This is a genomic window from Deinococcus sp. AJ005 (assembly GCF_009017495.1).
Taxonomy (GTDB): domain Bacteria; phylum Deinococcota; class Deinococci; order Deinococcales; family Deinococcaceae; genus Deinococcus.
Window position 1 is genome coordinate 1 of sequence record NZ_CP044987.1, and the last position, 12,326, is coordinate 12,326.

General features: G+C 67.9%; 11 protein-coding genes. 3 read left to right on the plus strand and 8 right to left on the minus strand.

The window, feature by feature from the left end; all coding sequences use genetic code 11:
- The 3 genes from DAAJ005_RS00005 to DAAJ005_RS00015 all read left to right on the plus strand — a co-directional run bounded on the left by DAAJ005_RS00005 (window position 1) and on the right by DAAJ005_RS00015 (window position 4,285).
- On the plus strand, window positions 1-2,991 hold the full coding sequence (locus DAAJ005_RS00005; RefSeq protein WP_192930681.1) for a BTAD domain-containing putative transcriptional regulator: 2,991 nt from the start codon (window positions 1-3) through the stop codon (window positions 2,989-2,991).
- A 58-nt stretch (window positions 2,992-3,049) separates the two neighbouring features.
- Window positions 3,050-3,361 (plus strand): hypothetical protein, encoded by a 312-nt coding sequence (locus DAAJ005_RS00010; protein ID WP_151845292.1) that lies wholly within the window; start codon window positions 3,050-3,052, stop codon window positions 3,359-3,361.
- Window positions 3,362-3,616: 255 nt separating this feature from the next.
- Window positions 3,617-4,285: a hypothetical protein gene (locus DAAJ005_RS00015; RefSeq protein ID WP_151845293.1), complete on the plus strand. Its 669-nt coding sequence runs from the start codon at window positions 3,617-3,619 to the stop codon at window positions 4,283-4,285.
- A gap of 109 nt (window positions 4,286-4,394) precedes the next feature.
- Here the strand turns inward: DAAJ005_RS00015 and DAAJ005_RS00020 are convergent, their stop codons facing one another.
- The 8 genes from DAAJ005_RS00020 to DAAJ005_RS00055 form a co-directional block, all read right to left on the minus strand.
- Entirely contained in the window at window positions 4,395-4,898 is a 504-nt protein-coding gene (locus DAAJ005_RS00020; RefSeq protein WP_151845294.1) for a hypothetical protein, read from the minus strand.
- On the minus strand, window positions 4,895-5,854 hold the full coding sequence (locus DAAJ005_RS00025; RefSeq protein WP_151845295.1) for a PASTA domain-containing protein: 960 nt from the start codon (window positions 5,852-5,854) through the stop codon (window positions 4,895-4,897). The genes DAAJ005_RS00020 and DAAJ005_RS00025 overlap by 4 nt, the downstream gene beginning before the upstream one ends.
- A 234-nt stretch (window positions 5,855-6,088) precedes the next feature.
- On the minus strand, window positions 6,089-7,006 hold the full coding sequence (locus tag DAAJ005_RS00030) for a hypothetical protein (protein WP_151845296.1): 918 nt from the start codon (window positions 7,004-7,006) through the stop codon (window positions 6,089-6,091).
- Entirely contained in the window at window positions 7,003-7,539 is a 537-nt protein-coding gene (locus tag DAAJ005_RS00035; RefSeq protein ID WP_151845297.1) for a phage tail protein, read from the minus strand. Before DAAJ005_RS00035 ends, DAAJ005_RS00030 begins: the two co-directional genes overlap by 4 nt.
- Entirely contained in the window at window positions 7,520-10,051 is a 2,532-nt protein-coding gene (locus tag DAAJ005_RS00040; RefSeq protein ID WP_151845298.1) for a baseplate J/gp47 family protein, read from the minus strand. The genes DAAJ005_RS00035 and DAAJ005_RS00040 overlap by 20 nt, the downstream gene beginning before the upstream one ends.
- Window positions 10,051-10,506 carry a GPW/gp25 family protein gene (locus tag DAAJ005_RS00045; RefSeq protein ID WP_192930682.1) on the minus strand — a complete coding sequence of 152 codons (456 nt, stop codon included), beginning with the start codon at window positions 10,504-10,506 and terminating at the stop codon, window positions 10,051-10,053. The genes DAAJ005_RS00040 and DAAJ005_RS00045 overlap by 1 nt, the downstream gene beginning before the upstream one ends.
- Complete coding sequence (locus DAAJ005_RS00050) at window positions 10,503-10,844, minus strand: hypothetical protein (RefSeq protein WP_151845299.1); 342 nt, start codon at window positions 10,842-10,844, stop codon at window positions 10,503-10,505. Before DAAJ005_RS00050 ends, DAAJ005_RS00045 begins: the two co-directional genes overlap by 4 nt.
- Window positions 10,845-12,263, minus strand: a complete 1,419-nt coding sequence (locus DAAJ005_RS00055; RefSeq protein WP_192930683.1) for a phage baseplate assembly protein V — start codon at window positions 12,261-12,263, stop codon at window positions 10,845-10,847.
- Window positions 12,264-12,326: the final 63 nt, after the last annotated feature.

Below are 12,326 nucleotides of genomic sequence, written 5' to 3' on the forward strand. Positions count from 1 at the left end.
ATGCCCGCACGCGATCTGTCCGGCCTGTACCGTAGCGTTCCCCGACCGGTTCCCAACGAGATCACCCGTGACGCGCTGTTGAGTGTTCTGCAGAAGAGCGAGTGTCCGCTCATCGTCTTGGTCGCGCCGGCGGGGTACGGCAAAACCACACTGCTCGCCCACTACGCCCGTGAGGAACCGCAGCGGGCCGTATGGCTCAGCCTGCGGGAGGACGACGCCGACCCGGCCGTGCTGTGCGCCCACCTGCGAGGGGCCCTCACGGCGCTCCTGCCCTCCCTCGGGCTGGACCGCAGCGCTGCCGCTCTCGTCGCGGGCGCAAGCAGTTCCGTTCATGCCCGCGCTCTGGCAGGTGATCTGTCACTCAGCCCCGTCAACCTCAACATGTTTCTGGACGGTGCCGAACTTCTACAGGAAGCTGCCGAGGACTGGCTGGGCCATCTGCTCGATGGTCTCGGAGAGGGCCACCGGGTGTTCCTCGCATCCTGGAGCGAACCACGACTGCGGTTTGCGCAGCGCGTCGCGGCGGGTACCGCCGAAGTCATCGGCGCCGGTCATCTCGCTTTCACGCGTGACGAGACGGCCCGCTGTCTGGGCCCGCGTGACGATGACAGCGTGCATCGCCGCCTGGACGGTTGGCCGATCGGCGTCAACCTCGCCGCGCTGGGCATCTCCCCCGTGCTCGGTGCCGAGCACATCCTCGACGAGGCGCTGTCCCGTCTTCCCCTGCCCCTCCGGCGACGGCTGCCCGACGCCAGCGTGCTCGACCTCTGGACAGAAGACACTGCGACGGACCTGGGCGTCGACCTGCCTGCCGGATGGCTGCGCGACGTCCGCCGCGCCGGCCTGCCCCTCATTCCACTGGACGGCGCGTACCGCCCGCACCATCTGCTGCGCGAGCGGCTGGACCGTGACCTCCGGCAGGACCCGGGCGTCTATGCGGCCCTGCACGTCCGCGCGGGCCGCCGCGCAGAGACACGCGACGACAGTTGGCAGGCGCTCGAACACTACCGACAGGCCAGGGCGGAACGTGATCTGCTGCGGGTCGCCGGAGGCCTGGCCCCACACCATGAACGCCGCGGGGAATACCGTCTGGTGCGTCAGGTGCTCGAGCCGCTCGGCGCTGCCTTGCCAGTCCCGCTCCGCACGGCGCTAGGTCTAGCGCTGTACGAGACGGGTGATCCGGTGCGGGGCGAGGCGACCCTGCGTGGCCTCTACGCCCAGGGGGAGCGCGATCCGGGACTGCTGTTCGCGCTGGGCATCCTCTGTGCACGAACGGGCCGGCCGGGCGAGCAACTGGCCCTCGTCGAAGAAGGCCTGCGCGGCCCACACTCCCCACGGGACGCGGCTCGTCTCACGCGCCTGTGGGCATCCGCGCAGTTGGCCCTTGGCCGGGCCGACGATGCCGTGAGCACCGCACGCACCGCACTGAAACAGGCACGTACCCTGGACGATCCGATCGAGATCGGCGCCGTCCTCGACGTCCTGCAAGTGGCCTGCCGGGAGACCGGTGACCTGGCAGGCGGCGAGGCGGCGCTGCGTTGGGCCCTGTCGCTGTACCAGCAAGTGGGCATGCCTGCCCGCGCGCTGATCGCCAGCAACGACCTCGCCATGCTCCTGTGGACGCTGGGCCGCCCGCAGGAAGCCGCGCAGACGGTCGATGAAGCGCTCGCCGTCGCCGAGCAGGAGCACAGCGCCGTGCAGGCCCTGCTGCTCGAGACCCGTGCCGACCTGGCTTTCGACCAGCGGGACATGGCCGCCGCCGCCAGCGACTACCAGGCCGCCCTGCGCAGTTGCGAGCATTACGGCGTGGCCACGCTACAGTCCCGGATCCTCCCCCGGCTCACTGACGCCCTGTTACACGCTGGAGATCCGGCCGCTGCGGTCCAAGCCGTGATGCACGCCCGCCTCAGCTTCGGGGACACGGAACACGCACGTTCCGCCCTCGTCTTCAGCGACGGCCTGCTGGCCGGCGATCGTGGCGACTGGCCGGCCGCCAGCCTGGCCTTTTCGGCAGTGACCGTCAGTGGTTTCGGGGCTCCTGAGTCGGTCTACCGGCGCGCCGTCCTGCGCCGCGCCCAGGCCGACCTGCGGGCAGGCACGTTCAGCGCCGCGCGCGTCCAGAGTACGGAAGAGCAGCTGAGGCATGCCGGTCCACTCGACTTCACGGTGACCGACGAGGCGGCCGTGGCCGAAGTGCGCGCCGCGCTCTCTCAGTTCGGGCACGCCGTCAGTCCGTGGGCCGACGCCCTTCCCCGGACCTCAGACACGCCTGTTCCGTCAGACCGGCCGTCCCCCGTGATGCTCCACCTCAAAACCCTGGGCCCCTTAAACGTCACGGTCGACGGCCAGCGGGTCCACATCCCCCTGAGCCGTTCGGCGGAAGTGCTGGTGTGGCTCGCCTGGCACGGAGGCACGGCCACCCGCGGCGAGATCATGAACGACCTCTGGGACGGATCCACCGAGCAGCGTCACATCGAGTACTTCAAAGTCGCCGTCCGGCACCTCCGGACTGCCCTGACGTCGCACCCGGCGATCACGTTCAATCCGGTCCCGTTCGAAGCTGGCCGGTACCGTCTGGCTGAGCAGCTGCAGGTCCACCTGGACGCGCGGCTCCCGGCGCAGGCGTTGCGGGAACGCACGTGCGCTGCCCTCCAGGCTGCTCTCGACGCATATGGCGGCCCCTTCTTGAACGACAGCAGCGTGGAGTGGGCATGCGTCCGGCGCACCGAGCTGCTCGAACAGTCCCTGTCTGCCGGACTGACGTTGGCTGCCACGCTCGAGGACGAAGACAGCGTCGTGGCCGCCGCCACCTACGAACGGTGCCTGGAACTCGACCCACTCAGCGAGGAAACGCACATCAGGCTGATCCGGCTGTGGTCACGCCTGGATGAACCCGAAGGTCTCCGCCGCAGCTACACGCGCTACCAGCGCATGGTGCACGACGAGTACGGGCAGACGCCTGACCCTGCCATCCGTGCACTGGCAGAATGACCGTGAAAGACTTCCCCCTCAGCCCAGACTCGCAGTGGACCCCAAAAAGGAGACGAACATGACCTTCGACGAAGCGCTGGAAATCCTCGTTCAGTTGACCAAAGACCACGGGGGCAACGGTGGCGGACCGTACGTACACCTTCTGCCGGAGCGCCGCCCATTCGAACTGCCCATCACGGTGCTGACGGGGATCGAGATCGCGCTGGTTACGAGTTCGAAAGCTCCAGTCGCGGAGCGCGTGGACGGTCTCAAAGCAGTCGGGCAGTTCCTGATGAGCACGGCCACTCGCGAAACGCGCGTCCACTACGAGGAAATACCACTCCTCGTCCTAGTGAAGGCCCTCACGCCCTTGAAGGGACGTATCGACTAGTGTGCAGCAGGCCGTCCCGCTCCGATCAAAAGCGCCCTATTGCCGCCACGGGTCCTGTCTAGGATCAGAATTCCCGCCCCGTTTTCACCACTGCTTCAGTGGACGCAGCGGTCCATGGCGACAACGGATTTAACTGTCGCGGCAACTGCGTTCCTGTGGCGGGACTTTCTGCACCGGGAAATCCCCGCCCCCGACAGCCTCAGGCTCCTTCCCTGTCGGTGGGGCTCCAGGCAACGAAACCACGTACTATTGAGCATGGACACCCTCCGAAAACCGTACTTTCTGGCTGCGACACTCTGCTTGCTGCTGGTCGTGTTGGTCGAGGTGGGTCAGTCCTTCCGGGGCGACGCCGGACAGGCACGGCCCGGCTTCGGCATCCCCTACCTGGCGCTGATTGACGGGATATTGCTCTACAACATCGCGCTGATGGGTCTGGCACTAATTATCCCGGAACGCGTGCAGGGACGGGTGCAGGGCCTCGTGACGCTGATCCTGTCCACCGCACTGCTGCTGGGGACCCTTGTTCTGGGGCTTGTTGCCTTCGCCACGCTGAGCCTCATGCTGGCCATGGTGTTGTCTTTTTTCGGGTGGCCCATCTATCTCGTCGCCTTCGGGGGGTTCGACAGACACGGGGCCGCGATCACCCTCGCCCTGCTGATGACCTTCAAGCTGGCATTCACGGTTCTGCTGGTGATGGCCCATCAACGCTTCTTGCAAAACCGGAGCCTGGTGATGTTGATCCTGACCTCCTTCATCTGTGGGTTGGTCCTGGTCTGGCTGCACGCCCTGGTCCCCGGAGTACTGGTCAGCGTGACCGATGCCATCGGGGCCATCGTCATTGCCGTTCTGGCGTTCATCTGGGGGCTCCTGCTGCTGATCGGCGGTGCCGTCTCCACCGTGAAAAGCATCCGGTTGCACGTCTGACCCAGCGCCCACGGCCCGTTGCCAGCGAGCCCTCCCTGAGCGCATGAACGAGGCGAGCACCTGGGGCAAAACGGTTCACTGGCCGGACACGACGTCAGTGTTTTTGCGTCTACGGCGATAGCAACGCGATCAGACAGTTGGCCTGCAGACAGGTCACGAGGACCTGCCCACCGTCTCTGAACACGTCCACCAGCACCTCGAGGCGTCCATTGTCGTTCTTGGCGGGCATCGCCTGTCCCCGCTGCACGGTGCCGTCCAGAGCCGTGAAGACGACCTGGGCCTGAAAAACCTGTGAACTCTGCAGCCGCAGCTCACGGGTCACGGCGCTACGCCCGGCGAGAGGTTTGAACAGGACCGAGCAGCTTTGCCCCTGACCCATCTGGAGGCGCTGACGATCGCGGTCGTCGCAGGCCCCCAGCACGAGTTGGATGTCCATGGCCGTGACCGGGCGGCGGCGTACCAGCACGGTGCCCAGTTGCCCGGTCCAGGCGGCATTGCCGGGTGGCTGCTCCGGATTTGGGGGGCGGCTCACCCCGATCAGACTCTGTCCCACCGCCACGTAGGCCGCCAGGACCAGCAGCACCAGAACGACGAAGAACACCCGTGGGGTCATGGTTGCCTGATCATTTCCTTCAGGGTTGTCCCACTGCGCTGGAGATCGAGATAAGGCCTCACGATAGGGTCCTTAAGACAAAAGATGAGTACCGTAGACTGGCATTGTCCTCTCGATATCGCCAGTGTCACCGTGTCGTTTCTCGTGACTTCCTGACCCTGAGGAGGAGTGGTCGACAGGACTGTCCCCACGGGCTCGTTGTTCGTGCTCCATCTCTTGCTGAGCAGGATGTTTTCCGGTTTCAGTCCCCATTGAACCAGTTCCTTCAGCACGTCTGTCCCGTCCTTGCCGACAAAATTCATCGGATGCCGGGACGGCCCGTTGGACAGCACCAGGGTCACGGCGCTGCCCTTCTTGAGCTTGCTGCCCTCACCGGGCTCACTGCGGATCACGACGCTCTGGGGCACCGCCTCGTCGTTCTCCGTCTTGAGCGGATCGGCCACCGTCAGCCCAGCGCCGGTAATGACTGCCCTGGCCTTTTCCAGGCTCAGGCCCGCCACGTTTTGGACGGTGGCGTCACGGCCCAGCAGTAGAAACGCCCCCACGCCCCCGAGCAGCACCACGGCCGCAACGGCCAGCACCCACCACGGGAACTTGCCCCTGGGGACTGGGGGAGCAACTTGCAGAGTCACGCTCTGACCTTGGACCACGTCGTCTGGGAGGCTGACGTCCTGCATATCCAGCCGCAGGATGTGCTGACCTTCAGACGCCGTAGGCGGCAACGTGAATTTGACAGTGTATTGCTGTGTCCCAGCGATCGGGAAAACCCGTTCGGCCTCGCCCTGTACGGCGGCCCAGCTCGCGCGGTCGGTGGCTCTGGGTTGCCATTCGAGGAGCGCGCGGCCCTGCATGGGGCGGCCACTGACGTTGGTGACCACGAAGGTCGCTTCGCCGTGACGGTCTGAGCCGAGCGTGACGGTGTTGGTCGCAGTGGTGACGGTGAATGCAGCGGGCATAGGGCCTCCTTGAAAAAATCCTTCCTCAGCGAAACTTTGGGCAAACGTCTGGCAGTGCGTCGGCCGGATCTGTGACGCCGGACCGTGAGCCGGGCGCGACGAAACCACCGGCCTGGACTGGTTTTGACCTTTGCGGTTTTCGGCCGGCTGTCTCTTCGCTCAGTCCTGTTGGTCGGATAGGACCCGACGGCGCTGCGACACCACGGCGGCCGTCCGCAGACGGCCGCCGCCCGTTCATGTCCAGCCCCAGGGCAGGACGACGCGCCACACCAGCAGGCCGAACGCTGCAGCCAGCAGCACGGCGAGCGTCACGGTCCAGGCCGTGCCGAGGGCGACGCGGGGACTGTGGCTCCCACCCACGGCGTAGCCCATCGCCTCCCAGGGGTTGCCGTCGTAGCAGTACCCCTCGATGCCGTCGGCCACGCCCCCATTCTTGCTGCGGGACCCGGCCACCAGACCCGGAATGAACAGCAGCGCCATCCACGCGGCGTAGGACAGCACGAAGAACGGTCCCACCACGAGATTCTGGAGGACGTGGACGAATTCGTGTCCAAAGAGGCCGGGGCTGGTGTTGCTCATCACGGAACCCTGTGTGAAGGCGTAGTCGCTCTTGATGCGGAAACCCGAGGAATACCGGTGCGCTTCCCGGCGCGTCTCGTCGCTGTGTCCGCCCCACGCAAAATTGATCAGGTGAAGCAGCAGGCCGTTGGTATTGCCGCCCAGGCCCCAGGTCACGTTCAGCGGAAAGGTAAGGAAGCCGAGAAGCCCATGGATGCCCCACAGGCCGTTCATGAAGCCCACGCCTGCGCCGACTGCCGTGACGATGTTCAAAAGTCGGTCTGGACTGGTCAGCCATTGGGAGCCGAACAGTGTGGGCAGCGTATCGAGCAGGCCCGGCCACAGCAGGAACGCCCAGCCGAGGACGAAACCGGCCCGCTCGGGGTGGACGGCCAGACTGAGCAGCCACGCGATGAACACCCGGGCCAGAAAGGCCCCCAGAACGAGCAGCAAGGCGGCTTCGGTGCCGCGCAGCAGCGCCCAGCCCGCCTGCCGTTTGGCCAGTCCCACCACGACACCCACGATGAACGCTGCGGCAGCGGCGATGAGCACGGGGACGAGAGGGGCGAGGAGCAGGGTCCACGTCAGGGTCACGGCGCACCTCCGGGGGCGTTCCACACGATTTCGTGGGTCAAGGCCACGGGTTTTTCCATTTCGCAGAGTTGCAAGACCAGTTCACTCACGGATGCTGACGCCGCCGGCGCGAGCACGAGCAGGTGAAACGCCCGGTGCTGACCGCCGGCGGTGACGTTTTCCCGGACCCCGAAGCCCTCGACACCCGTGGCCGTCTCGAGCATCTGCGCCAGGCCCTGAGCCGTGCCCCGTAGGCGGTTCAGCGGCATGGTGCGGGCGATCAGGCGTCTCAACTGACCCAGACCCGCAGCGTATTGCTGCTCCAGCGGACCGGGACGCAGCAGCCCGTCCAGATCCAGCCAGGAGGCCAGGAAGGGAACGAAGGCGTCCGGCGTGCGGTGGGGATCGAACACCGCGTCTACCTGGGCCAGCGCGGTCTCCAGCGGCGTGATCAGGTCGGCCATCACGTCCAGCGCCGCGCCGAGCGGCTGGTCCGCCTGCGCCGCGCGCTGAAGCACTTCCGGCAGCAGCCGCTCAAGTTCGGCGCGTTTCATCCTCACTCACCACCTCGATGTCGTGTGCCCCCGAACAGAAGAGCCAGGTGGGCGGCAGCGTCACCGCGTCTGCCCCGTCCTCCTGAACGACCGACTGGTAACTCCGGCCTGAAGTGCGGCTCAGCCGCAACCCCCAGGGGCCGCCGGCCAGGGTCAGGCTGCGCGCGGCGGCCACCGCACGCACCGGTTCGAAGCGCCGCACTTCGTTGAGCGGGAGACCGCTGTCCACGCTGGGATTGATCCAGGTGGGCTCGGCCTGCCCGAGGCGCAGTGACGCCACCCCCATGTGGTGCGACGCGGCGTACGCGGTCTCCCCGGTAAATGCCAGGTCCAGGCAACTGCCTCCTGTCCAGCCGGTCTTAAGGGTGATCCAGCCTTCGGGCGGGTCTTCCGCGCCGCGCAGCTCCCAGCGCCGGCAGCCGGGACCGTCCTCGTCGCCCTCGGCGGCCAGCCCGGCCCATAGGAAGGCCCGCGTGCCGTCGTGCTGGACGGCCAGTACGCGCACGTCCTGTTGCTCGAGTCCCATGGCCCGGAAGGACTTGCTGGCGCCCCCACTGGACAGCAGCACCCCGCCGCGGGACTGCGCGGCCACCGCCACCACCGGATCACCCTGTGGAGCGTGATGGACCCTGACCGCGTAGAGGGGGAGGTTGGGCTGGCCCGGCGTGACGGCCACCGGGGTGACCGTGGCCTGCCCCGGCGTCACCCGGACCTCGAGCAGCCCCGTGTCGGTGGCCAGTAGGAGCCAGGACTGGTCGCCGCGCCTGACCCAGTCGGCGTCCCTGACCACCACGTCCAGGGTCAGCGGCGGCTGCCAGCTTTCCCCACAGTCGAACGACACCAGCAGGTGCGCCACCCCGTCCCCGGCCTCGGTGAGCACAGCCAGAAATCCGGCCTGAGCAGCGTGCGCACGGACCAGCCGGAGGTTTTCACCTGCAACGGTCAGGACCGCTTCCCAGCCCTCACCGTCGTTCAGGGAGCGGAACAACAGGTCGTCGCAGGCCGCGTACCACGTCTGCGGCTGAAAGGTGTCGGTGGCCAGGGCGCGGACGGCGCCCCGCGGCTGTTCGTCCACCAGCAGGCCCACCTGGTCGGCCCAGGCCACGCCGGGTTCGGACAGGGCCACGGCGAACACGTGGGAACTACGCAGGGTCTGCCCGAAACGCCAGCCCTCCTCGGTGGATTCGGTGGGCAGGGGATTGATGCCGAGGCGCAGGCGTCGGACGACGTTGGCCCTGATCTGTTCGTGGTTCTGGTAGCGCCGCGCCACGACCCGGGCCCGGACACGTACGGTTTTGACGCGCGCCCACTGCACGTCGCAGGCGGTGCCCAGAATGCGCCTGGCGTCGATCGCCCGCGCGATGTCACCGAGTACCTCGGGTTGCTGCGCGTCTAACAGCAGTGCCGACGTGAGCTGGGCGCGGCTGTCCGGCGCCACCTCCGGCACCAGCACCAGCCCCACGGTGCCCGGGGTCCCGTGCGCCCACAGGGCGCTTTGCGTGAAGGCGCGCGCCCGGGCGACCGAGCGGGCGTGGTCCAGGGCGATGAACTCGTAATCCGACGCCGTGACCGCCCGGTACTGATGACGCACGTGCATCGGCCCGCGCACCAGGGCGTGTTCCAGCGACTCGGCCGCCTGCCCGCCGGACGCCGGGGCGGGATTGGTCACGCCCACGCCTGGAAGCGCGGCCCTCACGGTGGTCAGCGAGCCGGCCGCCACGTTGCCGGCTTCGCCGCCGCCCCGCCAGTACCATGCCCGGATTTCCCGACCGGGTTCCGGCGCCGCCTGTCCACGTAGGACCGGGGCGAAGGTCACCGTCCCGGCCAGACGGTCGGCCAGGTACGTCTGCTCGGTCTGAATCCCGGAAGCGAAGAACGGCACTTCCCGGCAGATGCGGTAGGTCTTCTCCAGCCAGGTCATGACGGGCGTATTGGGATCCACCTCGTCCAGGCGGGTCTCCACGGCGACGATCAGGTCGGCGCCCTCGGCCTCTGGCATCGGCGCGATCAACGGTGGACGGGCCAGTTGCATGGCCGGCCCCGCACTCACCCCGGTGTGGCCCAGCAACTCGGCATGCACGAATTCGGCGTGGAGGGCGGGCACGTCCACCGACGCGGTCCCTGGCGGGAGTTCGGCGTCTCTCATGGTCGAGAACACGGCGGCGGCACCCTGGTCCGCCCGCCCCACGCCTACTTGAGTGCCGGCCGGAAGATGGAGCGTACCGGCGGCGCCGTCCGTACGCGAGAAACGCAGGGTCACCCGGGCCGCCGACGGTGGCAGCAATACCACGCCCAGCAGCCGCAGGAATTCCACGAAGGCCTTGTCCGGCAGGCGGTTCAGACGGTAAATCATGGTGTCGGTGAGAAAGGCGAACAGTTCCAGCAGCACCGTTCCTGGATCGCCGGCTGAGAAGTCCGTCCATTCGGCGCAGCTCTTGCGCGCCCGGGCGATGGCTGCCGCGCGGAGTTGCTCGTAAGTGCAGTCGTCCAGATTGGGCGTGGGCAGCGGCATCAGCGCTGCCCCGCCTCGTCGCCGAGGTTCAGCGCGAATTGCAGGTGGTCTTCTTGCCGCGTGCCCCGGATCCGGTACTGGAAGGTCAGGCGCAGCACCTGCGGGGCATCGGTAGCGCGCCCCGCGTCGAGATGCAGCACCACCGCCCGGGGTTCCCAGCGCTCGACGGCCTGCCGCACGTAATGGATGGCCAGCCCGGCGGTGGTGTCGTCGTTTGGCGCGAACATCAGCCGGGAGAGGTGACAGCCGTACTCGGGGCGCATGACCCGCTCGCCGGGCCGGGTCGAGATCAACATCAGCAGCGACTGGCGCACCAGCGCTGGGCCGCCAACCATTTGAATGCCTCCCCGATGCAGCCGCAGCCCTGCCGGTTCGCCGCGCCGCTGTGGATCGTCCAGGTCCGGATGCACGAAACGCCATCCCTGCTCTGCGGCCCCCCGCTCAGGCGCCGTCATGGCCGTTCCGCCAGCAGATTCTGGCCAGGCCGGCGAACCAGGTATTCCACGATGCCGGGCGGCGTGCCGTCGGTCAGCCCCCGCACGCTGTCGAGCGCCACGCGGCGGCTTTCGATCCACAGCAACCCGGAATAGCCCACCTTGACCTTCAGGGTCCGCTGGCAGGGCTTGATGCCGACCCCGTAATTCGGGCAGAAGCGGATAGGCCGTCCTTCGGGGTCGCTGTCCACCAACAGTGCCTGGCCCTCCACGAACACCAGAGACTGCGAGGCTTCCAGGCCAACCCGCCCGATCTCGTGCTTGCACACCAGTTGGGCTCGGTCCGTCAACAGTTTCATTCAGGCCCTCTCAAAGTTGATGCGTTCACCGCGAATGACCACTTCCTGCCCGGGCGCTTCGAGCACCAGTCGCCGGGCCGCGTGCACCCGGACATGCTCTGGCGTGAGTTCCACGACGCTGCCCTGCCCGTCTTCCAGCACCAGGGTCCGGGCTGCCGCATCGAGTACGACCTTCTGCCCGGCGGCGCTGCGGAGGGTCAGGCGCCTGGCCCGTCCATCCACCACCCCGCTGTCGGGGAGGCCGGCCTGACCGTACAGGCCGCCGAGTAGGATGCCGGGGCTGCCCTCTCCATGCGGCAGCAGCACCAGCACCTGGTCGCCCACGTCGGGCAGCGCCATCAGGCCCCGTTCCGCGCCCGCAGCCACACTCAACACCTGGAGCCAGCCGCTCAGCAGGCCGGCCTGCGCCGGCATCCTGACCTGCACCCGGCCCAGGTCGGCGGGGTCGTCCACCGCCGCCACCACCCCCAACGTCGCCGCCAGCGGCGCGGACGGCCCACGCGGCGGATTGGGCCGGCTGCAAAATTCGGTGACGTAGCCGGATCCGGCCTCGACCCGGTGAACGACTTCCGTGAGCACGAACTCGCCGTTCAGATGTGCGTCCAGACCGTCGAGCCGGACCCCGCTGCCGGGCCGCAGCCGCCCGTCGCCGTCACACACGCCCCAGCAGGTGTGGCTGGCCCCCGAGCGCCAGTCGAGTTCGGCCTGGGCCGCCCACTGCGCCTCCTCATCGCTGTCGACCGGGACCCCCACCAGTTTCCGCACGCCTGCGCCCAGGACCTCCGACTTGGCGGTCGCCATCGGGGTGGGCATGCTCGGTGCCGTCGCCCGGCCCTGCACCGCCGTCACCTGCAGGGCGTTCCAGCCGTACACCTCGACCTCGGGACAGGCCGCGTCCACATTCGATTCGATCCGCGCTTCTAGCAGGTTGCGTCCGAGTTCTAGGACCACGCGCGTCCCGTTGCCTGCCGGCCCTAGAAATTCCAGACAGTCGCCCTGAAGCTGAAAATGTCGTCCGTTCTGCACGCTCAAACCCGTCAGCAGCTCGAGGTCGGACTGCCGCAGCTGCGCGGTCCAGACGCGGGGCAGGGCCTCCCGGTCCAGATCGAGTCTCACCCCCAGCCTGTCGCTGAGGGCCTGGGCGACGTCTCGCAGGCCCTGACCGTCGAGGGTTTGCGCCGGCATGCTCTTGCGCAGCCGGTGTAGCCGGTCGTAGGCCCGTACGCGCACCTCACGGAGGCCGCCCGGCAGGTATTCCACGCTTAGGGCGGTCACCTCGCCGTCAAACAGGGGCAGGCCGCTCCACTCCTCAACCAGGAGACCGTCGCCGATGGTGACCGGCAGGGGCCCGTCGCCCACCAGGCCCAGCTCACAAGCACTGGGCAGGGAGAGCTTGCGCACGACCCGCAGTTCGCGCACGGTCCCCCCCCAAGCGTCCAGCGTCTGGTTGCCCAGGCGCAGACGCAGCGGCGCTCCAGGCGC